This is a genomic window from Ruegeria sp. CK3 (genome assembly GCF_056536565.1).
The window spans coordinates 126,015-149,450 of record NZ_JBQFPV010000002.1 but is presented as its reverse complement, the minus strand read 5'-3'; the positions used below and the strand labels follow the sequence as shown (position 1 = coordinate 149,450).

Sequence of the window (23,436 nt, the reverse complement as noted above, 5' to 3'; positions counted from 1 at the left end):
TCGGCCACCCGTTTACCTGTTTTTCTTTTCCAGTGCTTTACGAAAACATCACTTCAGCGACGTTTCCGTTCGAAATTGATCCCGGACATGATTGCCTTGAACGCATCCTTTTCGTCGCGATTGATTCGCGCGCCATTGTCGGCAATGTCGAAAACGGCCCTGTCTTCATTCTGGCTGCGGCTTGTGCGGTTACGCTCCTCGGCGGCTTGCGCCAGCCGATATGTCAACGCCTCATCGGCCAGATCAGAAAGTTCCTCTGCGGCTTCGGCAATCTCAGCATCCAACCCCCGGAGCGCTTTGATTTTCGCGAGTTCCTCGGCCAGTGTCATCTCGGCCTTTTCAACGTCGCCTGGTTTGAACACACAGGGGATCACTGCGACATGGCGAAGGCTCAGCAGATTTTCAAGAGGTTCGGCCCCCAAAGTTTCAACGATATGGTCCCGAAGGTTTTCAGGATCATCAATCGCATGGCGCAAAATGGCGTGACGCAGGGCTGCGTGATCAGGATCGTGACAATCCATCTCTTCCAGCTGCGCCTCAAACTGGACCACGACCTGCGGGTTCAGAATCGCAATGGCCAGAATCGCGGCTTCGCGCAGATGGATGTCCGCATTGTCCGAGGACGCCAGGAACGAGGCCCGCGCGCCCGCGGTCGCAGGCTGTTTCTGCGGCTGCCACTTCCCTTTTGGTTGCCACGCACGGTTTTGTGACTGCCTCTGCGGGCGAAACAATTGCCAGCGCAGATCTTTGATCTCTTGCCCGTAATGCGATCGGATCGAGGGGTCACGGATCAGCTTGATCTTGTCCCGCAGCACCTTGTCGAGCGCAGCTTTGCGTTCAGGGCTGTCAAAAACCTTGCCCTCAGTCTCGCGCTGCCAAAGCAACTTCACCATCGGGATGGCCCCGTCCAGCACGGCCTGTACAGCCCCCGCCCCGTCGGCCCGTAGCAGATCATCCGGGTCCTTCCCCTCCGGCATCAGCGCAAAGCGCAGGGACTTTCCGGCCTCAAGTAGCGGCAAGGCCAGGTCAACGGCCCGCATCGCCGCGCGCAGGCCAGCCGTGTCGCCATCCAGCGCAATGATCGGCTCATTCGAAATCCGCCAGAGCAGCTGCAACTGATGTTCGGTAATCGCCGTCCCAAGCGGAGCAACCGACGCCCCGAACCCAGCCTCGGCCAGCGCGATGACGTCCATATAGCCCTCGGCCACGATCAGCGGCTGCCCCTTCCCGGCAGCCTGCCGCGCAGGCCCGTGGTTGTACAGGCTGTGGCCCTTGTCGAACAACTCGGTCTCGGGTGAGTTCAGATATTTGGCGTTGTCATTCGGGTCCATCGCCCGACCGCCGAATGCAATACACCGACCGCGCGGATCACGGATCGGGAATATGATCCGGTTGCGAAACGTGTCGTAGGGCTTTTTGCCCTTGTTCGATGGCTTGGCCAGACCCGCCCCGAGGATCAGATCCTCGGCCACGTTCTTGCCGGTCAGATGGTCCCAAAGCGCCTGCCAGCCGTCCAGGGCAAAACCGATCTCCCATCGCTCCAACGCCTTGGCGTCCAAACCCCTACGGCCCAGATAGTCGCGCGCCGCACTGCCTGCCCCGGTCTTGAGTTGCAGGCGAAAGAACTGAACCGCCTGCTCCATCACCTCGGCCAGTTGCGTGCGGCGGTCTTGTTTCTCTTGCGCTTTCGGGTCGCGCGCAGGCATCGGCATGCCAGCTTCACGCGCCAGGATTTCTACCGCCTCCATGAAGGATACGTTTTCCGTTTCCTGTACGAAAGTAAATGCGTTGCCTTTGGCATGACAGCCAAAGCAGTAGTAGAAGCCCTTTTGGTCATCCACGTGAAAAGACGCCGTTTTTTCGTGGTGAAACGGGCACGGCGCCCACATGTCCCCCTTGCCCTGATTGGATTTTCGCTGATCCCACATGACTTTACGCCCAACAACCTGAGACAGGCTCAGCCGGGTGCGCAGCTCATCGAGAAATCCGGGGGGCAATGACATGGCTCAAACCTGCCAGAAATGAAAACGCGCGCCAAGGGGATGACGCGCGGTTGTCCACAGGGAAATTGCTGAGCTGTGGATTATTGCTGCAAACACAGCTCGAGCCATGCCGCACCAAGATCCTTTTTGCGCACGTCGCGCATCTTTTGCTCATAGACCCAGGGCGTGATTAACGGAATCGCAGCGTTATAGTTCTCGGGCCAAGTGGGGCTGGTTTCAGCCACGGCCTCCACAACGTCGCGCTCTTTCACCTTGTCCAGACGCGCTTTCTGGATCGCGGCCACGACATCGGCCTGATACTGGCAGCTTTGTTCCTTGGTTTCGGCGGCGGCCAGAGGCGTTGCAAGCAAGGCTGCAGCGATGGCGATACGCAACATTGAGGTCTCCCGGATTCGTTTGTCTGCGCGCAGCTTACTCGCCAGTACCGTTTTCGCAATCGACGCGCTGCATTCAGTTTGCGCACGGGGCAGAAAAGCCACCCCGTGCGCCAGTTGTCACAGGCCTTTGGCCCGGTAGCTTTTGGCCACGCGATCAATTGCAACGATATAGGCCGCGGTGCGCAGATCCTCGACATCGTCGCGGCTGTGCCAGACCTCGCGCATGGACTGGTAAGCGATCCGCATCGTGTCATCGAGGCCCGAGCGCACCAGCTCCAGCTCATCCGCACCTTTGAGGTACTTGGCCTTGAAGTCCGGCGACATTGACCAGGCATCGCCCAGATAACGATCCAGCCGTTCAAGCTCGCTTACGATCAACTCATGCCGTGCCTCTTCTTGACGGCGCTGCATGCGACCAAATCGAATGTGGCTGAGGTTCTTCACCCATTCGAAATACGAGACCGTCACACCGCCCGCATTAGCATACATATCAGGAATGATGACGGTGCCCTTCTTACGCAGAATTTCATCTGCACCCGCGGTCACCGGTCCATTCGCGGCCTCGATGATCAGCGGCGCCTTGATCCTGTCGGCATTGTCCAGATTGATGACACCTTCAAGAGCCGCCGGGATCAGGATGTCGCAGTCTGCCTCAAGCACCGAAGCGCCATCAGTTGAGTGGGTCGCGTCCGGGAAATCCTTCACGCCACCATGTTTGACGATCCAGTTGCGCACCGCCTCAACGTCGATACCGTCCGGGTTATACAGCGCGCCGTCCCATTCGATGATCCCGATAATACGCGATCCGTCTTCTTCAGCGAGGAACTTGGCCGCGTGGTAGCCCACGTTACCCAACCCCTGTACGACGACACGCTTGCCGTCCAGTTTGCCGGACAAACCGGCCTTGGCGATGTCCTCGGGGTGACGGAAGAACTCGCGTAGTGCGTATTGGATGCCCCGCCCTGTCGCCTCGACGCGACCAGCGATGCCGCCTGCGTTCAACGGTTTGCCCGTCACACATGCGCGCGCGTTGATGTCGGTAGTGTTCATCCGCGCGTATTGGTCAGCCATCCAGGCCATCTCACGCTCACCCGTGCCCATGTCAGGGGCCGGAACGTTTTGCGATGGATTGATCAGATCGCGCTTCGCCAGCTCATAAGCAAAGCGTCGGGTGATCTGCTCCATCTCATGTTCTTCGTATTTGCGCGGATCAATACACAGCCCACCTTTCGAGCCGCCAAACGGCGTCTCAACCAGGGCGCATTTGTAGGTCATCAGCGCTGCAAGCGCCTCAACCTCGTCCTGGTTCACTGCCAAGGCATAACGGATTCCGCCTTTGACCGGCTCCATATGTTCGGAATGCACGGAACGGTAGCCGGTGAAGGTATGAATCTCACCGCGCAGACGCACCCCGAAACGAACCGTGTAGGTGGCATTGCAAACCCGGATTTTCTGCTCCAGACCGGGCGGCAGATCCATCAGGGACGCCGCCCTGTTGAACATCAGATCCACACTTTCACGAAAGCTCGGTTCCTTGGTGCTGGTCATTAATCCCTCCGTACCGGTGAATGACGAACGTTATGGCGTTTTGTCGCACCACTGGCCCGAAGCTGCAATCTTTTATGATGAAAATTTCATCACTTTATAAACGGGTGATAAAAACCCCCTGCTGAGTCGCCTTGGAAATTTTTGTGGCGATCATTGTCGACACAACAGAAACAAAGCGACCGTCATCCCGTCAAATGCAGCGGTTTGCCGTTCAATCCCAGCAGCATAGTGGCAAAGTCGCCCAAATCTCGCCACGTTCGCCGACTACATTCTTTAAGTTGATATGACCCGCCTTCCGTGCGCCGGATTACCTGCAGGGATTAGATATGAGAAAAGTGTTTAGGAATTCTGAACCCAGACGAACTGAGCAATTCAACCGCTCCGACAAAGGTGCTGCGTCGTTCCTGCGCTCCGAGCGCGGGACCATGACCATCCTGACGCTGAGCTTGATCCTTATCATCTTCACGGTGGGTGGATTTGCCGTCGACATGATGCGCTATGACCACGAACGCGCGCGCCTTCAGTATTCGCTGGACCGCGCAGTTCTGGCCGCCGCTGACCTCCAGCAGAATCTTTGCCCAAAAGACGTCGTGCAGGACTATCTGGTCAAAGAAAACCTAGACACATTCCTAGATGGAGAAGTCGTAGTCTCCCCAAGATCCTGCGATGATGACGGAAACAAGTTAATCGTCGGACAGCGCCGCGTTGAGGCAAGTGCCACGATGCCGGTCCGCATGCATTTCATGAAATGGTGGGACGTCGACTCGATCAACGTGAACGTTGTCAGCGTCGCCGAAGAGTCCATCGGCAACGTCGAAATCGCGATGGTTCTGGATGTTTCAGGTTCCATGAGAGGGTCGCGCCTGACCAATCTGCAAGGTGCAGCCAAGAGCTTTGTCACCAAAATGTATGAGAACACAAGTTCCGACAAGCTCTCGATCTCGATTATTCCCTATGCAACGCAGGTGGGTGTCCCTTCTGCCGTCATGAACCAGCTTACGACTGCCGGCTCCAATAGATTTGCGAACTGCATCGATTTTGAAACCTCGGATCTGGCGGCAGGCGCGTTCGATCTGACGAAAACCTACAACCAATCGCTATACTATTCACGCTATGGCGGCGATCAGCGTCCGTCCGGCGGGTTCAGCTCACCGCGCATTGACGAACGGTGCCGTTCTGAAGCCAGTCGTCAGCTTGTTGTTCACCAGAACAACGAGACGAACCTACACAATTACATCGACTCGTTTTACGCGCGCGACAACACGTCGATCAACGTCGGTATGAAATGGGCACTGACGGTGCTAGACGAAAACTTCCGCCCCGTAGTCACCAACATGATCGCAAACGGCCAGGTACCAGCCGATTTCGCGGGCCGTCCTGCCGATAGCGTCGGCAGTGACACGATGAAAGTCATCGTTCTGATGACCGACGGTGAAAACACTTCTCGCACTTGGGTGAAACCGCCATACAACGATGGCCAATCAGGCATCTGGTGGAACGGAGACGAAGACATCTATTCCGTCAATGTGAACCATTATGACGAGAACGAAGACAGCTTCAGATATGCGTGGCTGGGCGTAGACAGGGCATATTGGGACAGCAGTCGCGGTAAATACTGGGTGCGCGACGAGTATCAGGACCACGCATTTGGCAACAGCGATTTCGATGTCTACCTTTGCAGAGGAACCTACTACAGCAGCGGCTATTGCGACAACCTCGACAGGGACGAGGTTCGCCAGATCGATGAAAATGGGACCGCCTTTTCTCTGACATGGCCTGCCTTGTGGGAGCGCACCTCGCGATATGAAATCTATAAGTTGCTGTATGATTCCGTGGGTTCGACCTATGCATACAACTGGTACTATGCGGCAACTGAGACCGAAAACCGTTCCACAAAAGACGATCAGGTCGAAGCGATGTGCGACTATGCGAAATCGGGCGCAAGAAACATCTTGATCTTCTCGGTCGCTTACGAGGCCACCACCAACGGTCGAAACCTCCTATGGTACTGCAAATCGGATGAAAACGCATATTTCGCACCGACAGGATCCGAGATTGGCGAAGTCTTCGACGATATCGCGGCGAGCATCCAGAATCTGAGGCTGACCCAATGATCCGACATCTGAAAAAAGTGCTGCGAAGGTTTCGCCGCGAAGAAAAGGGAATGGCCACAATCGAATTTGTGATGTGGTTTCCGATTTTCATAATGACCACCTATTCCGGGGTCGAGATGGGGATCGTGGCGTGGAACCATGCCAACCTGGAGCGCGCCTTGGATTCAACGATCCAAGATGTGCGGATGAACCGGATTGATCTCTATGAAGGCGAAACTGCTTGGACGCATGATCTGATCAAACAGATCATCTGCGATGAAGCAGGTGGCATTCCAGACTGCATGAATAGCCTTGCGGTTGAGATGACGAGGGTCAATCAATTCGACAGTAGTACGGTCCTTACTGGCGATTTTGATCGTCCGTTTTGCGTGGATACCCCTGAAGAAATTCGCGGCAAAGACGACCAGATCTTTTCACCCGGAACGGCAAACGAACTGATGATCATTCGGGCGTGTGTCGAAATCTCTCCTTTGTTCTTCGGCACTACTCTTGGCCAGCTAGCTCGACAAGACCCCGACGGACAGTATGAACTTCATGCAACAACGGTGTTTGTCCATGAACCTTAAGTCATTTATCAAGCAGCACCTTGGCAATGCCACTTCGCGGTTTCTTCAAAAAGAAGACGGCGTCGTCAGCATCGAAGCCATCATGGTGTTTCCCCTACTCTTCTGGTCCGTCTGGACAACGTATACCTATTTCGACGGATATCGTCAGGGCGCCAGCAACCTGAAAGCGGCCTACGCCGTTGCCGATATCCTGTCCCGAGAAAAGAACACGGTGACAGATCAGTACATCACATCAATGTACGATCTTCAGAAGTACATGATTGAGGAAGGCAACGGGTTGGCGTTGCGGATCTCTTTCGTGCGTTGGGACACTGGCGACGAAGGCACGGACAGTGACGATCGTCATTTCGTAGAGTGGTCTTGTACGCGCGGTGAAGGGCTAGTGCGGTGGTCGAACGAAACAGTTAATCAGGTCTCAGATCGCATTCCGATCATGGCGGACAATGCCACGATGATTTTGGTAGAGACAAGGCACCATTACGTGCGTCCGTTCAAACTCGGGTTCGGCAGCAACGACTTCTTCATCGACAAGTTCATCTTCACACAACCCCGCGGATACACCTTCATCGAAGGGCCAGACTCGTGCAAGGACGCCAACAACGTGGGTGACGGCGGGGGTGATAGCGGACATGACGACAGTACTCCCGAAGATAACACCACTGTGGAGCCGTCAACGCTGTAACACCATAGCCGAGAGTATCTCTGACATGAACTTGGCCTCGGCGGACGCTGTCATGCCGCCGACGCCAACCCGGCGGCCTAGCCGCCACCAAAGACCAGGCGCCCAGACGTTACCGGCCTTTTTGCGAGTTCGCACCAGAAACCCATTGGACGGTTTGAACGCGAAAACACCTCGGTCGACAGCCTCAATCTCCTCAACCCGCGCAATCACCTGCCCCGATCCGGTGCGCAGCTCTGATGCAGTCAGCTCGATCCTGTCCTGAGTGGCCATCCAAACGCGATAGGCCAACCACAAAGAAGACGCGCCAACCGCCAATAAAAACAACTGCCAGACGAGTTCGGGCGGAGAAGCCAGTGCCACGTAAATAACCAAAACACCTACGCTGCCCAGCATAGCAACACCGGCCACCCGTCTTGGGGATGATGCCTCGATCGTTGCCAGCACTTCGTCCTGCATGACTGCCTCCTGTCTGTCTGCTGTCTCGTGTATCCGCTTTGCGCAGAAATAAACAGGCCCTCCCCTGCCCTACATTTGCGCACATTCATGGTGCCCCTGCGCAAATTGACCACTCCCCGGATGGGCATACATCCTGCGAACAAATGAAGGAGTTTGCCATGTCCCTCAGACCCACATTGGAAACACGCAAGGCCGTACCGACGATGGAAGGTGCAGGCGTCAAGCTGCATCGTGCCTTCGGGTTTCAGGACCCGTCCGAATTGGACCCGTTTCTGTTGTTCGACGACTTTCGCAATGAACGCCCGCAAGACTATCAGGCCGGATTTCCCTGGCATCCTCATCGCGGGATCGAGACGATCACCTATGTGCTGTCCGGCACGGTCGAGCATTCGGATTCGCTGGGCAACAGCGGGACGCTCGGCGCGGGTGACGTGCAATGGATGACGGCGGGGTCCGGCATATTGCATCAGGAAATGCCGCACGGGAATACCTCGGGCCAGATGCACGGGTTTCAACTCTGGGGTAACCTGCCCGCGGATCAGAAAATGACCGCTCCGCGCTATCAGGACGTTCAGGCCAAAGAGATTCCCGAGGTCGTCGACGATGACGGCACCACAGTACGTGTCATCGTGGGTGAGTTCTGGGGCAAAACCGGCCCGGTGGACGGTATTGCAGCAGATCCGCAATATCTGGACGTGCATATTCCGGCCGGTGTCAAAAAGACCTTCAAGATCGACACCTACCGCCGCGCCTTTGCCTATGTGTTTCAGGGTCAGGCAGCCTTTGCCGATGCGTCCCAACCGACTGGGGTTTTGCTGGAAAAGGAAGTCGCCGGGCAAGAGGTCAATATCCGCGACATGTCCGGAGACCGCACTCTGGTAAGGTTTGGCACCGGGGATGAGATTACGGTTCAGGCCGGGCCTGAAGGTGTTCGCTTTCTGCTGATCTCGGGCGCACCGATTGATGAGCCTGTGGCGTGGCACGGGCCCATCGTCATGAACACGCGTGCCGAACTGGAACAGGCGTTTCGTGAGCTCCGCAATGGAACCTTCATTCGCCCTGCCCACTAAGGTCAAGCCTGACCCATCTTTGGGTCAGGCCGTCACTGCGCGGTGGACCATGTCCCAATAGATCTGCTCGACCTCGTCCAACGACAATCGCCCACCCGAGCGATACCAGGTCATCACACCATTCAGCATGGCAATCACCGCCAGCGTGGCGATCTTGGTGTCCGAGATCGCGAAGTGACCGGCTTTCTGGCCCTCACTCAATATCCGCTCCAGAGAGTCCTCGTAGGCGCGGCGCAGATCCTCGATCTCTGCGAAGTTGTCCGGCGTCAGATTGCGCAACTCCATATAGGCGATGAAAACCTCGTCGGGGCGTTCCAGATGAAACCGGATGTGGAACCCGACAAAGCGGCGCAGAGCCTCTTGCGCGTCGCCGGTTTCACCAAGCGCATCATAGGCTTGCTGCAACTCCTGCATGTGGTCGCGCATCAGGCGAAACAACAGGCTTTGCTTGTCGGGCGTGTAGTTATACAGCGCCCCGGCCTGAACGCCGACCTCTTTGGCGATCTGGCGCATCGAAACGGCGGCATAGCCATGGCGCGCAAAAAGACCCAACGCTGCCTTGCGGATGCGCGGGCCGGTTATGTCCGAATGTGATCCCTGTGTACGAGCCATGGACAGACACTATCTGAACGTATGTTCAGATAGAACCCCGCTTGAACAGATCGGGTAAAAGAGGCATCACAAGACCAGTCCCTTGTGAAAGCACCTGTTATGAAGCGCCTGCCTGTTCTGGTTCTGATCCTGACCCTTGCCGGATGCACCAATTTCCCTGAGTTGGAAGGCAGCGAATCCCGCGCGGTCAAGACGGCGCCTTACCCCAAGCTTTTGCCCCTACCCAACGTTCTGGGCGCGCCTGCCGATCCGGTCAGCGAAGCCTCAGCCGTTGAGCAGGACCTGACTGCCCGGAGCGAGGCTTTGGCAAAGAAAGCCGAGGCGCTGCAAAACGCGCAGATCAACTAAAGATCGGCTTTTCCCAGCCCCGGCTGACGCGTGACGGATTGCGCCCGTGCCCTGAACCGGCTAAGGCAGCGCTGAACGGGCAAAAGGCCCGAAATCAGACTGGTACGAGCGAAAGGAACCCACGGGATGACACAGGCGCTGCGGCTTGGAATTGCGGGCTTGGGAACTGTTGGCGTGGGTGTTGTCCGGATTGTCCGGCGTCATGCCGATCTGCTGCAGGCGCGCACCGGACGCCCGATTGAAATCGTCGCTGTCTCGGCCCGTGATTCAAGCAAGGATCGGGGCGTGAATCTGTCGGACTATGCGTGGGAAACCGATCCCGTAGCCTTGGCAGAACGCGATGACGTGGACGTGTTTGTCGAGTTGATGGGCGGTGAAAACGGCCCGGCCAAAGCCTCGGTCGAGGCGGCGCTGGCCAGCGGCAAGGATGTTGTTACGGCCAACAAAGCCCTGCTGGCCATCCATGGTCAGGAACTGGCCGAGAAGGCCGAAGCCGCAAGCCGCGTGATCCGGTTCGAGGCCGCCGTTGCCGGAGGCATCCCGGTGATCAAATCCCTCACCGAAGGTCTGGCTGGAAACGAGATCACCCGCGTGATGGGCGTGATGAACGGCACATGCAACTACATCCTGACCCGCATGCAATCGCAGGAAAAAGGCTATAACGCGCTATTCGATGAATGCGCTGAACTGGGTTACCTCGAAGCGGATCCGAACCTGGATGTGGGTGGTATTGACGCGGCGCATAAACTGGCCCTGCTGTCCTCGATCGCGTTTGGCACGAAGCCGAATTTCGACGGGATCGAGATTGAAGGCATCCAGCACATCAGCCTCGACGATATCCATCAGGCACATGACATGGGCTACCGGATCAAGCTGCTGGGTCTGGCCCAACGCACCGCACGCGGTCTGGAACAGCGTATGCAGCCCTGCCTCGTGCCCAGCGACTCGCCGCTTGGTCAACTCGAAGGCGGCACCAATATGGTGGTCATCGAAGGCGACGCAGTTGAACAAGTGGTACTGCGCGGCCCCGGAGCGGGCGAAGGACCAACCGCAAGCGCAGTGATGGGCGATGTTTGCGATCTGGCACGGGGTCTGAAAATCTCGACCTTCGGGCGCCCTGCGTCCAGCCTTCAAGACGCCACCCCAGCCATCACAGGCCTGCCTGCGCCGTATTACCTGCGTCTGGGCTTGCTGGACAAACCCGGAGCGCTGGCCAAGGTTGCGGCCATTCTGGGCGATGCGGGCGTGTCGATTGACCGGATGCGCCAGTACGGCCACAGCGACAGCACAGCCCCCGTTTTGATTGTCACGCACAAAACCACGCGGGCCACTCTGGATGTGGCGCTGGACGGGTTCCGGACGACCGATGTTGTCGCGGGCGAGCCTGTCGCGCTGCGCATCGAACAGGTCTGAACCCTTGCAGCCTGCGCCATCCGCAGGCTATGCCAGACGAAACGCCATTGCCTGCCAAAGGAATACAACGCATGAACCCTGCCAAAATCGATTTTAACGACCGCCTGCTGTCTTTGGGCCTAGCACGGGTCGCGGAACAGGCCGCGCTTGCCTCGGCCTCGCTGGTGGGGCGTGGTGACGAGAAAGCTGCCGACCAGGCCGCCGTGAACGCGATGCGCGAGCAGTTGAACCTGCTGGATATCGCGGGTGTCGTGGTCATCGGCGAAGGCGAGCGTGACGAAGCGCCGATGCTCTATATCGGTGAAGAGGTCGGTACCGGCGAAGGCCCCGGCGTGGATATCGCGCTGGACCCGCTGGAAGGCACTACGCTGACCGCAAAGGACATGCCAAACGCACTGACCGTGATTGCCATGGGCCCGCGCGGCTCGATGCTGCATGCGCCGGACGTGTATATGGACAAGCTGGCCGTTGGCCCCGGCTACCCCGAAGGCGTTGTCTCGCTCGACATGAGTCCGCGCGAACGTGTTGAGGCATTGGCCAAGGCCAAGGGGTGCGAACCAGCCGATATTACCGTTTGCATCCTGGAGCGTCCGCGCCATGAGGCGATGATCGCCGAGGTGCGCGAAACCGGTGCCTCGATCCGTCTGATCACTGACGGCGATGTGGCAGGTGTTATGCATTGCGCCGAAAGCGAAACCACCGGCATCGACATGTATATGGGCCAGGGTGGCGCGCCCGAAGGCGTCCTGGCTGCCGCTGCTCTGAAATGCATGGGTGGTCAGATTTTTGGCCGCTTGCTGTTCCGCAACGATGACGAACGTGGTCGCGCCGCCAAGGCAGGCATCACCGATCTTGACCGTGTCTATGCACGTGACGAGATGGTGACGGCGGATGTGATCTTTGCCGCAACTGGCGTAACAGGTGGCTCTCTGCTGCCGCGCATCAAGCGTGAGCCGGGCTGGGTTGAAACCACCACCCTTCTGATGCGCTCGAAAACCGGGTCGGTTCGCCGCATGTCCTACCGCACGCCGATGTGGTCGCACGACGAAGCCTAAGCGGCTTGCGCCGATACCTTCGGCGAGAGTATCTGTGAAAAGATGAAGAGGCCGGGTCCAAATGGGTCCGGCCTTGGCATATGAGAGGCGCGATGAGTTTTCTTGGGGTTGAACAATCTTTGACAGGCCGGCGCTGGGTAGGGCCCGCGCCCGAGGTTGAGCGCGCGACTGAAATGCTGGTGCAGCAGGCCGGTTTGCCGCGTGCCGTTTGCCAAGTGCTGGCGCGGCGGGGCGTCCCTCCGATGGAGGCTGCTGGTTTTCTGGAGCCAAAGCTGAAAGAGCTTTTGCCCGACCCTCGCAGCATGAAAGATATGGAGACCGCTGCGACCCGGTTTCTGAAAGCGGTGCGCGAAAAGCAGCGGATCGCAGTTTTTGCGGATTATGATGTGGATGGAGGCAGTTCGGCGGCATTACTGCTGGTCTGGCTGCGACAGATGGGTCTGCAGGCGACGCTCTATGTGCCGGACCGCATCGACGAAGGCTATGGGCCGAACGTGCCTGCGCTGCAATCGCTGGCAGCGGCGCATGACCTGATCATCTGCGTGGATTGCGGCACGCTGAGCCATGATCCGATCGCTGCAGCAAAAGGGGCTGATGTGATCGTGCTGGATCACCATCTCGGCGGTGAGACTTTGCCGGATTGTGTGGCCGTGGTGAACCCGAACCGGCAGGATGAAAGCGGCGATCTGGGCTATCTCTGTGCGGCAGGCGTTGTCTTCCTGATGCTGGTCGAGGCTGGGCGGCAAATGCGGGAGGCTGGGGCGAAGGGACCGGATTTGGTGCCTCTGCTAGATCTGGTCGCGCTGGCGACTGTCGCCGATGTTGCCCCGTTGATCGAGGCGAACCGCGCTTTGGTCCGACAAGGTTTGAAGGTCATGGCAGGCCGTCAGCGCCCCGGTCTTGTCGCGTTATCGGATGTAGCACGCATGGATGCCGCGCCAAACAGCTATCACCTCGGGTTTCTGTTGGGACCTAGGGTGAACGCCGGGGGACGCATCGGACAAGCCGATCTTGGAGCGCGACTGCTCAGCACCGACTCTTTGCACGAAGCGCAGGCTCTCTCCGAACGGCTAGACGCGCTGAACTCTGAACGGCGCGATATCGAAAATGCCGTACGCGTTGCGGCGCTTGAGCAGGCGCAGGAGCGCGGTTTGGACGCGCCCTTGGTTTGGGCCGCTGGCGAAGGTTGGCATCCGGGCGTTGTCGGTATCGTCGCCTCGCGCCTGAAAGAAAACGCCAACCGACCAGCCATTGTGATCGGCTTTGACGGAGATGAAGGCAAAGGATCAGGGCGGTCGGTGTCGGGCGTTGATCTGGGGGCCTCGATTCAGCGGCTGGCGGCTGAGGGGTTGTTGGTCAAAGGCGGCGGTCACAAGATGGCGGCCGGGCTAACCGTGATGCGCGAACAGTTGGAACCGGCCATGAAGCGCCTGTCAGAACTGCTGGAAAAACAAGGCGCGGGGCAAGGTGGTCCGGCGGACATGAAGCTCGACGGGGCGTTGATGCCCGGCGCCGCGACAGTGGATCTGATTGAACAAATTGAGAAAGCCGGGCCTTTTGGGGCCAGCGCCCCTGCCCCGCGTTACGCCCTACCCGACCTGCAGGTGCGTTTTGCCAAACGGGCCGGTGAGTCGCATCTGAAGCTCTCGCTTGCGGATGGCCTTGGCGGCGGGCTGGACGCCATCGCATTCGGAGCCTTTGACGGACCGATGGGTGAAAAGCTTTCAAATCACGGCGGAGCGCGCTTTCATTTCGCCGGTCGGCTGGAGGTAAACACATGGGGTGGTCGCCAGAACGTACAGCTTCGACTTGAGGACGCTGCCGAGGCAAAATGACTGGTTTCAAGGCAACGGCAGGACAGTTCAAAAAACTTTCGCATCCCTGCATTTTTCGGCTTGCGGGGGTCGGGGTGAAACCGTAAAAGGCCCTCCACAAGCTAGCGTGGCCCGTTCGTCTATCGGTTAGGACGCCAGGTTTTCAACCTGGAAAGAGGGGTTCGATTCCCCTACGGGCTGCCATTTTTGCTTGTGAGCCAAGGCTCAGTGGCCCGTTCGTCTATCGGTTAGGACGCCAGGTTTTCAACCTGGAAAGAGGGGTTCGATTCCCCTACGGGCTGCCACTTCACCAGCATTCAATATCTAGAAGAAAACCAGAAGTCTGGCTTCAGTCTTAAGCTGCTTTCTCTTTGATGCTTCTCTCTTTGATTTCTATCGGCGCTTTTTCAGTTGTGGTTGCCAAATAACCACTTGTGCAAAACACTTGGGCGACCTTTCGTTACAGAACCCCAAACCTCCGCCAGATTGTCTCGCTTTTCAACCGTTTCAATCTCAAACAGATCGTTGAATCAAATGGCTGACGCAGGGCTATGGCTCACCGGCACACGCCTGGTGCTACCAACCGCGACGGCCGAACAAGGAATGCAGGCGATTCTGACCGGCAAACGGGTCGATCGCCTGCGAGCGCTCCAGACCTGAAACAACGCGGCCGACCAGTATCCAACTGATCGCGGCGAAGATGATGCCTCCGAAAGCCTGCCCCAACAGAACTCCGGACGCCCCGGCCAGTGCCGATCCGATTGAGGCGAAGACCCAAGTGCCGACTGTGTGGCGGCCCCAATTGATCCATGTGGAGTAGACCGGATGGCCCAAGTTGTTGAAACTGGCATTGGCAACGAAAATGACCCCGTTGAAGAATGACGCCAGCGCCAGCGGTCCGCAAAACAAGTAGATCAACACGCGGGTCTCGCCTTCGGCTGCGAACAAATCTGCGATTGGAGCACGCAGCAGGAATAGGACAGCCGCCATTCCAAGAACGTAGATCGCCGTGAATTTGATACCGGCTAGAAAGGCCTCGCGCACGCGGTTGAACTGCTCGGCCCCGAAGTTCTGGCCGATGATGGGGCCGATCGCTCCAGACAGCGCAAAAATGACCGCGAACGCCACGGGCAGAAGCCGCCCGATCACGGCCATTCCGGCCACCGCATCCGTCCCGTACTCGGCGATTTCACGCACGACGATGGCATTGCCGATCGGCGTTGCCACGTTGGTCAGCACGGCCGGGATCGCGATGGCCCGGACCGGTTTCAGATCGGATGCGACTTGCCGCAGCGATGGGCGGGCAAAGCCTCGGTGGACGCGCAGGGCGGGCCAAAGCGCAGCCGCGAGCATGCATATCCGCGCCAGCACCGATGCAATCGCTGCACCGTCGAGCCCCAAACCAACCGCGAAGATCAGGATCGGGTCGAGAACCGCGTTCACCACGCCGCCATAGATCGTCGCCATCATGGATCGCCGCGCATCCCCATGCGCGCGCAGAACCCCCATAGCCACCATCGCAATCGCCATCACCCACATGGTCGGCAAAATGATCGACACATAGCGTGTGGCGAGCCTCAAAACCTCGCCTTCGGCCCCCAATAACGACAACAACGCGCTGAGGTTCCAAAGCACCAGCACCGGCGTTATCAGCCCAACGCACAGACCCAGCGTGGCCACGCTGGAGGCATATGTCCGCGCCTCTTCCGGCCGCCCTGCCCCCAAGGCCCGTGCCGTTAACGCGCCGGCCGAGATCGACAGGCCGATATTGATTGCATTGGTGAAAAACAGAAGCGTTCCGGCATATCCCACGGCGGCGGCCAACGCGTCATTGCCAAGCATCGAGATAAACACCATGTCGACGAAATCGACCGCAAAGATCGCCATCAGACCGATACTGGTTGTCAGAGACATGCGCGTGACATGTCTCATCAGGCTGCCACTCAGGAAAACGGCTTCGCCTTGGGATTGATTGGCCATGTTCTACCTGCTCTGCGACGGCGTTTGAGTTCTGTCACCTTCTCAGATGGCAGCGCAGCGTCAACAGTTTCATTTCGCCCAAAAGGCAGGCCATTTCCGGGCGATCACCACTGAGTCGGGTTTTGCAAGCCCTGAACTGACGCCGTGCTTGACAGAATCCAACCATCTCGTTCTGATACCAGCGTGAGCAAAAACACTGAATCAAACCAATGCATTGCCCGGAACACGCGCTGCTGTCAGCATCGCTATCGGCATGGTTGCGTTCGGTCTGATGACCCCAAACGCCTGAAAGTCTGCCTCTCGTGACAGGACCCATGATGACTTACGTGCGGTTCATCGACCGCGCCAACCGGATGCTGGGTCGCGTGATCATGTATGGCATCTTCGTGATGATGGCGATCCTGTTGTATTCCTCGGTTTCCAAGACATTCTTCGTGCCGTCCCTGTGGACGCTGGAAATGGCGCAGTTCGCGATGGTGGCCTACTACATGCTGGGCGGGCCCTACGCGATGCAGATGGGCGCGAATGTCCGGATGGATCTGCTCTATGGTGAATGGACCGACCGCAAGAAAAGCCAGATCGACGCGCTGACCGTGTTGTTTCTAATTACATACCTCGCTTTTCTACTCTGGGGTGGCTGGGACAGCTTGATGTATTCGTTCCAGTATGGAGGTGAGCGTTCGTCCTCGGCCTGGCGGCCCTATATCTGGCCGATCAAGACCATAATGGTTATCGGCATCTTTCTGATGCTGCTTCAGGCGATCTCGGAACTCTGCAAGGACATCCTGCGCTTCAAAGGCTTTGATATGGGCAAAAAGGATGATGAGCCCGTCCACATGGCCCCCGAAGACCTTGAAGGAGGGCATCGCGGGTGAGCTACGAACTGATTGCCGCGCTCATGTTCTCGACCATGATGCTGATGTTGCTGACCGGTCAGCGGGTCTTTGGCGCGATTGGCTTTGTCGCCGTAATCGCAGCCTTCTTCCTTTGGGGCGACCGCGGAGGATACGATCTAGGCTTTGCGGCGGCAATCAAGGTGATGCGCTGGTATCCCCTGCTGACGCTGCCGATGTTCATCTTCATGGGCTACATCCTGTCTGAGTCCCGGATTGCCGATGACCTCTATCGGATGTTCCACGTCTGGATGGGCGGCCTGTCCGGTGGGTTGGCCATTGGCACCATCGGCCTCATGGTTCTGATCTCGGCCATGAACGGGCTGTCTGTGGCTGGTATGGCGATCGGAGCCACCATCGCCCTGCCCGAGCTGCTACGTCGCAACTATGACAAGCTGATGGTCACCGGCGTGATACAGGCCGGATCGTCTTTGGGCATTCTGGTGCCACCCTCAGTCGTGCTGGTCCTTTATGCCATGATCGCGCGCCAACCGGTCGGGCAACTCTGGCTGGCCGGCGTGATCCCCGGCCTGATGATGGCCACGATGTTCATCATCTACATCGCCATCCGCTGCCGCATAAATCCGGCACTTGGCCCCGTGATGAGCGCGGAGGAACGCGCGGAAGTCACATGGGGCGAAAAGATGCGTCTACTGGGCGCTGGCCTGCTGCCGCTGGGCATCTTCGCCGTGATGATGGTGCCCTTTGTAAATGGCTGGACATCCTTGGTTGAAAGCTCGGCCCTTGGTGCCATCGCGGCCTTTTTGGCAGCCGTTCTGAAGCGGCGCATGACATGGCAGGTCTTTGAAACCTCGATCAAGCAGACGCTGGGCATCACCTGCATGTTCATGTGGATCATCCTCGCCGCACTTGCCTTTGGGGCCGTCTTCGACGGTCTGGGCGCGGTCAAAGCGATCGAGAACCTGTTTACCGTTCAACTCGGCCTGAACCCGTGGATCATCCTGATCCTGATGCAGCTGAGCTTTCTACTTATGGGGACATTCCTCGATGACACGGCCATGCTGGTCATCGTCGCCCCCCTTTACGTGCCGCTGGTCGGCGCGCTTGGGTTTGACCTGATCTGGTATGGCGTGCTCTACACGATCACATGCCAAATCGCTTATATGACACCGCCGTTCGGGTATAACCTGTTCCTGATGCGGGCCATGGCCCCGCCTGAGGTGACGATCAAAGACATTTACCGCTCAATCATCCCGTTTGTCTGCGTGATGGCTGTGGCACTGGGATTGGTCATGGCCTTCCCCGACATCGCATTGTGGCTTCCGGGCGTCGTCTACGGAAACTGAGCACACAAGAAAGAGAAGCCGGAAAAACCGGTTCGATTTCAACAAAAAGCACAGGAGAGGAAGACTATGACAACAACAAGACGCAGATTTTTACGCACTGCTGCTTTGGCCGCGCCTGCGACACTGGCAGCGCCCGCAATCGTCAAAGCGCAGGCCCCGATCAAATGGCGCTTTCAGACCTACGCAGGGGGTGCGTTGGGTGAGCATGTGACCAAACCAGCCATCGATTACATCAACGCCAACGCCAATGGTGAGCTTGAGATCGAGCTGTTCTATGCCGACCAGATCGTCCCCACCGGAGAGCTGTTCCAGGCGCTTCAGCGCGGCACCATCGACGGTGTGCATTCGGACGATGACTCAATGGCCTCGCCCACGCCGCTGCGCGTGTTCGGAGGGTATTTCCCTTTCGCAACCAAGCACATCCTCGACGTTCCTGTCCTGTTTAACCAGTACGGTCTGGCTGATATCTGGCGCGACGAATACGCCAAGGTCGGTGTGCAATGGCTGTCCGCCGCAGGTCAGGACCCGTGCAACTTCAACACCAAGAAGGAGATCACCTCGGTTGCTGACCTGGATGGGTTGAAGCTCTATACCTTCCCGACCGCTGGTCGCTTCCTTGCCAAGTTCGGCGTGGTTCCGGTGAACATCCCCTATGAGGACGCCGAAGTGGCCGTTCAGACGGGTGAGTTGGATGGCATGGCATGGTCTGGCATTACTGAGGACTACACGGTCGGCTGGGCTGATGTGACCGACTACTTCCTGACCAACAACATCTCGGGCGCATGGATCGGATCGTGGTTCGCCAACCAAGAGCGTTGGAACGAGTTGCCGGATCACCTGAAATCCGTCGTGATGGCCGGGATCGAGGCTGGACACACTTATCGGAACCAGTGGTACTGGGGTGGCGAAGCCGCTCTGCGGGCCAATGGTGACAAGCTGGAGTTGCGCTCGGTTCCGCCCGGCGAATGGGCCGAAGTGGAGAATGCGGCCAAGGAGTTCTGGGACGAGATTGCTCAGGAAGGCGAAGTCCACCAGAAGATCATCGGCATCTTCCAAGAGTATAACAGCGTCATCAATCAGGCCGGCGTGCCCTATAACTTCGAATAAAAAACCGGGCGACCCCGCGCAAAGGGGTCGCCTTGCCAATTTGTCATCCACAGAAACCAACCGACATGCTAGAGGTCACAAGACACCGAAGGTTCAGGGCAAGGGCAGAGCATGAAACTGGAATTCCACCACATCAACTTCGTCGCCGATGATGTTGATCGCATGCACGATTTCTACACCAACGTGCTGGGGCTGGATAATATCCCTCAAGACAATTTCCCAAGGACCGAGGCCAATGAGGACAGCGGTTATGACGGCAAGATCCGCTTTGCGACTGAGGGCCATATGCAGATGCATCTGGCCGAGCGTGCCTTTGACGTCGCCTTCAAGAACGGGCAAGTGATCAACCCGGTGGAACGCGGCCATATTGCCTTTCGTACCGATGACCTGCCTGCATTCCTGAAGCTACTAGACAAACGCGGCATCCCTTATTCCGACTATGGCACCACCTTCGCGAAAGAATGGCATCAGGTCTTCTTTCAAGACCCAGAAGGCAATGTGATCGAGGTTCATCAACAGGTCGTTCAGAGCGAATAACCACAAAGAGGCCCGCGCACTTAGATCGTGCAGCGGGCCTTTGAAAGAGTTGTTGGTCGGGAAGTCCGCCCAAACGAAACGGTTCAGACGAACCGGTTGACGTAGTTCTCGAGAATTTCCTGCCGACCAGAGCGAGGCTGCGGGTTGATATCCTCGGCCAAGACGCGGGCCGTGATCTCATCCAGACCAGAGGACAGCATGGATTGTGCGGCTTCCGTCGACCAGCCCGCGTATCTGTCCTCCAGCGCGGCCTCTAGCCCGCCATCTTCGATCATGGCGGCAGCCGCTTTCAAACCGCGCGCGCAGATATCCATACCGCCCACATGCGCGGCGATCAGATCCTCGGCGTCGATCGACTGACGGCGGATTTTCGCGTCGAAATTGGTCCCGCCTGTGGTGAAGCCTCCGGCCTTGAGGATATGATAGTAGGCCAAGGCAACCTCGGGCGTGTTATTGGGAAATTGGTCCGTATCCCAACCCGACTGATAGTCATTGCGGTTCATGTCGATGGAACCCAGCATGCCTTCAGTCGTCGCAGTTGCGATCTCATGCTCAAAGCTGTGACCGGCCAGAATGGCGTGCCCCTGTTCGAGGTTCAGCTTGACTTCGTCCTCAAGGCCGTACTTGCGAAGGAAGCCGATGCAAGTGGCGGCGTCGTAGTCGTACTGATGCTTGGACGGTTCCTGCGGCTTGGGTTCGACCAGAATGGCGCCCTTGAAGCCGATCTTGTGCTTGTACTCGACCACCATGTTCAGGAACCGGCCCATGTGATCAAGCTCAGCCCCCATATCGGTGTTGAGCAACGTCTCATAGCCTTCACGCCCGCCCCATAGGACGTAGTTCTCCCCCCCCAGCTTGTGGGTCGCGTCGATGCAGGATTTCACTGTGGCGGCAGCAAAGGCAAACACGTCCGGATCAGGGTTCGTGCTGGCACCACCCATCCAGCGGCGATGGCTGAACATATTGGCGGTCCCCCAAAGCAGCTTTGTGCCCGAGACCTGCATCTTCTCACCGATATAGTCGGTGATCTCTTCCAGAGTTCTCAGGTTATCCGCATAGTTGCCCTGTTCGGGTCGGATATCCGCATCGTGCCAGCAGAAATAGGGCTGCCCGAGAATATCGAACATCTCGAACGCGATGTCGGCTTTCATTTTGGCACGGCCCATATCGTCCTGCGGATGCCAGGGACGCTCAAGCGTTGGGCCGCCAAACGGATCGCCGCCTTCCCAGGCGAACGAGTGCCACCACGCGACGGCGAAACGCAGGTGATCCTCCATGCGTTTGCCCATGATGACTTCATCCGGATCGTAGTGACGGAAGGCGAGCGGGTTCTTGCTGTCTTCGCCCTCGTACCGGATCTTTTCGATCTCTTGAAAGAAACCACTCGCCATTGTCTTCCCTCACTCAGTCTTTTCGCCAGGCTTTTTGCCCAGAATGATCATCGACAGCAGGTCATCATCGGTGACATCGGGGATGTCGACGGTTCCGACCAATTGACCGTTCTTCATGACCGAAGCCCGATCGCACAGTTCCATCACAGCATGCACATCATGGTCGATCAGGAAAATCCCGATCCCCTGCGCCTTGAGCTTCTGGATCAGTTCCGCAACCATCTGGGTCTCATGCGGGCCCAATGCGGCTGTGGGTTCGTCCATGATCAGGATGCGCGCGTTGAAATACACCGCCCTGGCAATCGCCACCGACTGGCGCTGACCGCCAGACAGGGCCGAGACCGGGTCATTGAACTTCTGGAAGTTCGGGTTCAGCTGACCCATGATCTTGCGGCACTCGGCCTCCATCGCGGCATCGTTGACCAAGCCCATTGGTGTCACCATCTCGCGCCCGAGAAACAGGTTCGAGCTGGCGTCGAGGTTGTCGGCCAAAGCGAGCGTCTGATAAATTGTCTCGATATTGTTGGCCCGCGCGTCCCGAGGGTTGTTGATCTCGACCTTTTCACCGTCGATCCGGATCTCGCCGCTGTCCATCTGATAGGCGCCAGACAGGACCTTGATCAGCGTGGACTTCCCTGCCCCGTTGTGGCCCAGCAAGCCCACAACTTCGCCGGGGTAGAGGTCGACCGACACGTGATCCACCGCCTTGATGCCCCCGAAGGAAATCGAGATATCGTTCATTTCGACCAGAGGCGGCTTGCCAGAGCCGCGACCCGAATTTGTTCTCTGCGTTTCTTCAGCTTGCATCATTTCGCTCCCAAACGTTTGCGATAGACGATGTCGATATAGACAGCCAGGACGAGCACAGCACCGACGACGATGTTCTGGAACGGTGCATCCACACCGACCATCGCCATCCCCGATTGCAGCGCCTGCATGATCAGGGCCCCCAGGATCGCACCATAGATCGTCCCCAGACCACCGGACAGGGCTGTCCCACCGATGACGGCCGCAGCAATAACACGAAGCTCATCCAGCGTACCAATGTCGTTCGAGTGGTTGGCCAGACGGGCCGAAGCCACAACAGCGGACAGTGCGCACAGGAAGCCCATCAAGGCAAAGATCTTAACGGTCATCATGCGCGTGTTGATGCCAGAAAGCTCCGCCGCGTCGGGATTGCCGCCAGTTGCAAAGATATAGCGGCCGAACCGGGTCTTGCGGGCCACGACTGTCAACGTGACAGCTACCAGGATCAGGATCAAAACCGAAATCGGGATGCCGTAGCCGACGACCAGACCCTCAGGCATGATCTCACCACGCGCTTCGAACATACGCTCGAGCCGGCGGGTAGGAATGGCGTAGCTGTTGACGATGAAGACATAGCCCATGATCGCGATGCCGATGATCCCGGCCAGCGTTGTTTCAGCCCAGACGGGTTTGACCGGGAAACCATGTGCGGCCTTGGACCGACGCGCACTCCAGAGCGCCCAGATCGCTGCGGCTGTGGCGGCAAGGCCGAACAAAAGGCTGGCCGTGGTGCCAAGCGTTCCGTTGGTGCCGCCGAACATCAGGAATGTGCTATCCAGCGGGCCAATGGTCTGGCCATCGGTCATGTACCAGGCGACGTTGCGCCAAACCAGAAACCCACCGAGGGTCACGATGAAGGCGGGAATTGTCAGGTACCCGATCATCCAGCCTTGAAAGGCCCCGATCAGGGTTCCAACCGCAAGCCCAACGACCAGAGTGATCGCCCATGTGGCCGGGTTGTTCAGGCCCATGCCCAGCATGTTCGGCAACAGCTCGGTCTGGGTCATGGCCATTACGGCGGATGTCGTCGCCAGCAAAGCGCCGACAGACAGGTCGATGTGGCGCATCACGATGATGAACACCATGCCACAGGCCATGATCGCAACCGACACGGTCTGAATGGACAGGTTGAACAGGTTGCGCGGGGTCAGGAAACGCCCATCCGTGACGATATTGAACCCGATGCAAAGGATGATAAACGCGCCGATCATACCCAATAGCCGCATATCCAGCTCAAGCTGCTGGAACAAGTTTTGCTTGCTTTTCTGGGGTACCGGCTGAGACGAAGTTTCGGTCATATCCGATCTTTCATGTTCAGCGATTTGGATCCCGGCCCGCCTACGCAGGCCGGGAATT

The 23,436-nt window shown here is 57.9% G+C and carries 21 protein-coding genes and 2 tRNA genes; 14 read left to right on the top strand and 9 right to left on the bottom strand.

Annotated elements, in window-relative coordinates; genetic code table 11:
• Nucleotides 1-53: 53 nt before the first annotated feature.
• The 3 genes from dnaG to ACR0C3_RS02985 form a co-directional block, all read right to left on the bottom strand.
• The gene (dnaG, locus tag ACR0C3_RS02995; RefSeq protein ID WP_480757087.1) at nt 54-2,003 is read right to left on the bottom strand and encodes a DNA primase; all 1,950 of its coding nucleotides are present in this window, start codon (nt 2,001-2,003) and stop codon (nt 54-56) included.
• Between the two features lie 80 nt (nt 2,004-2,083).
• Nucleotides 2,084-2,380 (bottom strand): hypothetical protein, encoded by a 297-nt coding sequence (locus tag ACR0C3_RS02990; RefSeq protein WP_170376237.1) that lies wholly within the window; start codon nt 2,378-2,380, stop codon nt 2,084-2,086.
• 117 nt (nt 2,381-2,497) lie between these two features.
• Nucleotides 2,498-3,928 (bottom strand): Glu/Leu/Phe/Val family dehydrogenase, encoded by a 1,431-nt coding sequence (locus ACR0C3_RS02985; protein ID WP_170376235.1) that lies wholly within the window; start codon nt 3,926-3,928, stop codon nt 2,498-2,500.
• 425 nt (nt 3,929-4,353) lie between these two features.
• On the opposite strand from ACR0C3_RS02985, the gene ACR0C3_RS02980 reads away from it, so the two are divergent.
• The 3 genes from ACR0C3_RS02980 to ACR0C3_RS02970 are packed head-to-tail and all read left to right on the top strand — an operon-like array spanning nt 4,354 to nt 7,290.
• A complete protein-coding gene (locus ACR0C3_RS02980; RefSeq protein WP_480757085.1) occupies nt 4,354-6,042 on the top strand; it encodes a Tad domain-containing protein in 1,689 nt (562 codons plus the stop codon).
• The gene (locus ACR0C3_RS02975) at nt 6,039-6,608 is read left to right on the top strand and encodes a TadE/TadG family type IV pilus assembly protein (protein WP_480524633.1); all 570 of its coding nucleotides are present in this window, start codon (nt 6,039-6,041) and stop codon (nt 6,606-6,608) included. The genes ACR0C3_RS02980 and ACR0C3_RS02975 overlap by 4 nt, the downstream gene beginning before the upstream one ends.
• Nucleotides 6,598-7,290, top strand: a complete 693-nt coding sequence (locus ACR0C3_RS02970; protein WP_480757083.1) for a TadE/TadG family type IV pilus assembly protein — start codon at nt 6,598-6,600, stop codon at nt 7,288-7,290. Before ACR0C3_RS02975 ends, ACR0C3_RS02970 begins: the two co-directional genes overlap by 11 nt.
• On the opposite strand, the gene ACR0C3_RS02965 is transcribed toward ACR0C3_RS02970, so the two are convergent.
• The gene (locus ACR0C3_RS02965; RefSeq protein WP_480757082.1) at nt 7,279-7,746 is read right to left on the bottom strand and encodes a hypothetical protein; all 468 of its coding nucleotides are present in this window, start codon (nt 7,744-7,746) and stop codon (nt 7,279-7,281) included. The genes ACR0C3_RS02970 and ACR0C3_RS02965 overlap by 12 nt on opposite strands.
• Before the next feature lie 158 nt (nt 7,747-7,904).
• Between ACR0C3_RS02965 and ACR0C3_RS02960 the strand changes: the two genes are divergently transcribed.
• Nucleotides 7,905-8,816 carry a pirin family protein gene (locus ACR0C3_RS02960; protein WP_480757080.1) on the top strand — a complete coding sequence of 304 codons (912 nt, stop codon included), beginning with the start codon at nt 7,905-7,907 and terminating at the stop codon, nt 8,814-8,816.
• Between the two features lie 24 nt (nt 8,817-8,840).
• Here the strand turns inward: ACR0C3_RS02960 and ACR0C3_RS02955 are convergent, their stop codons facing one another.
• Nucleotides 8,841-9,428 carry a TetR/AcrR family transcriptional regulator gene (locus tag ACR0C3_RS02955; RefSeq protein WP_480757078.1) on the bottom strand — a complete coding sequence of 196 codons (588 nt, stop codon included), beginning with the start codon at nt 9,426-9,428 and terminating at the stop codon, nt 8,841-8,843.
• A gap of 99 nt (nt 9,429-9,527) precedes the next feature.
• Between ACR0C3_RS02955 and ACR0C3_RS02950 the strand changes: the two genes are divergently transcribed.
• The 6 genes from ACR0C3_RS02950 to ACR0C3_RS02925 all read left to right on the top strand — a co-directional run bounded on the left by ACR0C3_RS02950 (nt 9,528) and on the right by ACR0C3_RS02925 (nt 14,363).
• Nucleotides 9,528-9,776, top strand: coding sequence for a hypothetical protein (locus tag ACR0C3_RS02950; RefSeq protein ID WP_170376852.1), 249 nt, complete (start codon nt 9,528-9,530; stop codon nt 9,774-9,776).
• A gap of 126 nt (nt 9,777-9,902) precedes the next feature.
• Nucleotides 9,903-11,189: a homoserine dehydrogenase gene (locus ACR0C3_RS02945; protein ID WP_480757077.1), complete on the top strand. Its 1,287-nt coding sequence runs from the start codon at nt 9,903-9,905 to the stop codon at nt 11,187-11,189.
• A gap of 71 nt (nt 11,190-11,260) precedes the next feature.
• Nucleotides 11,261-12,244 (top strand): class II fructose-bisphosphatase, encoded by a 984-nt coding sequence (gene glpX, locus ACR0C3_RS02940; protein WP_170376218.1) that lies wholly within the window; start codon nt 11,261-11,263, stop codon nt 12,242-12,244.
• 92 nt (nt 12,245-12,336) lie between these two features.
• Nucleotides 12,337-14,079, top strand: coding sequence for a single-stranded-DNA-specific exonuclease RecJ (recJ, locus tag ACR0C3_RS02935; RefSeq protein WP_480757076.1), 1,743 nt, complete (start codon nt 12,337-12,339; stop codon nt 14,077-14,079).
• Nucleotides 14,080-14,187: 108 nt separating this feature from the next.
• A tRNA-Glu gene (locus ACR0C3_RS02930) sits at nt 14,188-14,262 on the top strand.
• A 26-nt stretch (nt 14,263-14,288) separates the two neighbouring features.
• Nucleotides 14,289-14,363: transfer RNA gene (locus tag ACR0C3_RS02925), tRNA-Glu, on the top strand.
• A gap of 271 nt (nt 14,364-14,634) precedes the next feature.
• Here the strand turns inward: ACR0C3_RS02925 and ACR0C3_RS02920 are convergent.
• Entirely contained in the window at nt 14,635-16,038 is a 1,404-nt protein-coding gene (locus tag ACR0C3_RS02920) for an MATE family efflux transporter (protein ID WP_480757075.1), read from the bottom strand.
• Between the two features lie 314 nt (nt 16,039-16,352).
• On the opposite strand from ACR0C3_RS02920, the gene ACR0C3_RS02915 reads away from it, so the two are divergent.
• From ACR0C3_RS02915 to ACR0C3_RS02900, 4 genes are all read left to right on the top strand, one after another.
• Nucleotides 16,353-16,913 carry a TRAP transporter small permease subunit gene (locus tag ACR0C3_RS02915; protein ID WP_480757308.1) on the top strand — a complete coding sequence of 187 codons (561 nt, stop codon included), beginning with the start codon at nt 16,353-16,355 and terminating at the stop codon, nt 16,911-16,913.
• Entirely contained in the window at nt 16,910-18,238 is a 1,329-nt protein-coding gene (locus ACR0C3_RS02910) for a TRAP transporter large permease subunit (protein WP_170551721.1), read from the top strand. Before ACR0C3_RS02915 ends, ACR0C3_RS02910 begins: the two co-directional genes overlap by 4 nt.
• 66 nt (nt 18,239-18,304) lie before the next feature.
• Nucleotides 18,305-19,345 carry a TRAP transporter substrate-binding protein gene (locus tag ACR0C3_RS02905; RefSeq protein WP_170376212.1) on the top strand — a complete coding sequence of 347 codons (1,041 nt, stop codon included), beginning with the start codon at nt 18,305-18,307 and terminating at the stop codon, nt 19,343-19,345.
• 111 nt (nt 19,346-19,456) lie between these two features.
• The gene (locus ACR0C3_RS02900) at nt 19,457-19,882 is read left to right on the top strand and encodes a VOC family protein (RefSeq protein ID WP_480757073.1); all 426 of its coding nucleotides are present in this window, start codon (nt 19,457-19,459) and stop codon (nt 19,880-19,882) included.
• Between the two features lie 83 nt (nt 19,883-19,965).
• On the opposite strand, the gene xylA is transcribed toward ACR0C3_RS02900, so the two are convergent.
• From xylA to ACR0C3_RS02885, 3 genes are read right to left on the bottom strand one after another with little or no spacing between them, the layout of a single operon-like run.
• A complete protein-coding gene (gene xylA, locus ACR0C3_RS02895) occupies nt 19,966-21,273 on the bottom strand; it encodes a xylose isomerase (protein WP_170642307.1) in 1,308 nt (435 codons plus the stop codon).
• Between the two features lie 9 nt (nt 21,274-21,282).
• Nucleotides 21,283-22,080, bottom strand: coding sequence for an ATP-binding cassette domain-containing protein (locus tag ACR0C3_RS02890; protein ID WP_480671389.1), 798 nt, complete (start codon nt 22,078-22,080; stop codon nt 21,283-21,285).
• Nucleotides 22,080-23,378: a sugar ABC transporter permease gene (locus ACR0C3_RS02885; RefSeq protein ID WP_170376204.1), complete on the bottom strand. Its 1,299-nt coding sequence runs from the start codon at nt 23,376-23,378 to the stop codon at nt 22,080-22,082. The genes ACR0C3_RS02890 and ACR0C3_RS02885 overlap by 1 nt, the downstream gene beginning before the upstream one ends.
• Nucleotides 23,379-23,436: the final 58 nt, after the last annotated feature.

Bases quoted from the DNA above. Each gene is read 5' to 3' on its own strand.
- dnaG (WP_480757087.1), bottom strand. From the start codon at position 2,003: ATGTCATTGCCCCCCGGATTTCTCGATGAGCTGCGCACCCGGCTGAGC.
- ACR0C3_RS02990 (WP_170376237.1), bottom strand. From the start codon at position 2,380: ATGTTGCGTATCGCCATCGCTGCAGCCTTGCTTGCAACGCCTCTGGCC.
- ACR0C3_RS02985 (WP_170376235.1), bottom strand. From the start codon at position 3,928: ATGACCAGCACCAAGGAACCGAGCTTTCGTGAAAGTGTGGATCTGATG.
- ACR0C3_RS02980 (WP_480757085.1), top strand. From the start codon at position 4,354: ATGACCATCCTGACGCTGAGCTTGATCCTTATCATCTTCACGGTGGGT.
- ACR0C3_RS02975 (WP_480524633.1), top strand. From the start codon at position 6,039: ATGATCCGACATCTGAAAAAAGTGCTGCGAAGGTTTCGCCGCGAAGAA.
- ACR0C3_RS02970 (WP_480757083.1), top strand. From the start codon at position 6,598: ATGAACCTTAAGTCATTTATCAAGCAGCACCTTGGCAATGCCACTTCG.
- ACR0C3_RS02965 (WP_480757082.1), bottom strand. From the start codon at position 7,746: ATGCAGGACGAAGTGCTGGCAACGATCGAGGCATCATCCCCAAGACGG.
- ACR0C3_RS02960 (WP_480757080.1), top strand. From the start codon at position 7,905: ATGTCCCTCAGACCCACATTGGAAACACGCAAGGCCGTACCGACGATG.
- ACR0C3_RS02955 (WP_480757078.1), bottom strand. From the start codon at position 9,428: ATGGCTCGTACACAGGGATCACATTCGGACATAACCGGCCCGCGCATC.
- ACR0C3_RS02950 (WP_170376852.1), top strand. From the start codon at position 9,528: ATGAAGCGCCTGCCTGTTCTGGTTCTGATCCTGACCCTTGCCGGATGC.
- ACR0C3_RS02945 (WP_480757077.1), top strand. From the start codon at position 9,903: ATGACACAGGCGCTGCGGCTTGGAATTGCGGGCTTGGGAACTGTTGGC.
- glpX (WP_170376218.1), top strand. From the start codon at position 11,261: ATGAACCCTGCCAAAATCGATTTTAACGACCGCCTGCTGTCTTTGGGC.
- recJ (WP_480757076.1), top strand. From the start codon at position 12,337: ATGAGTTTTCTTGGGGTTGAACAATCTTTGACAGGCCGGCGCTGGGTA.
- ACR0C3_RS02920 (WP_480757075.1), bottom strand. From the start codon at position 16,038: ATGGCCAATCAATCCCAAGGCGAAGCCGTTTTCCTGAGTGGCAGCCTG.
- ACR0C3_RS02915 (WP_480757308.1), top strand. From the start codon at position 16,353: ATGATGACTTACGTGCGGTTCATCGACCGCGCCAACCGGATGCTGGGT.
- ACR0C3_RS02905 (WP_170376212.1), top strand. From the start codon at position 18,305: ATGACAACAACAAGACGCAGATTTTTACGCACTGCTGCTTTGGCCGCG.
- ACR0C3_RS02900 (WP_480757073.1), top strand. From the start codon at position 19,457: ATGAAACTGGAATTCCACCACATCAACTTCGTCGCCGATGATGTTGAT.
- xylA (WP_170642307.1), bottom strand. From the start codon at position 21,273: ATGGCGAGTGGTTTCTTTCAAGAGATCGAAAAGATCCGGTACGAGGGC.
- ACR0C3_RS02890 (WP_480671389.1), bottom strand. From the start codon at position 22,080: ATGCAAGCTGAAGAAACGCAGAGAACAAATTCGGGTCGCGGCTCTGGC.
- ACR0C3_RS02885 (WP_170376204.1), bottom strand. From the start codon at position 23,378: ATGACCGAAACTTCGTCTCAGCCGGTACCCCAGAAAAGCAAGCAAAAC.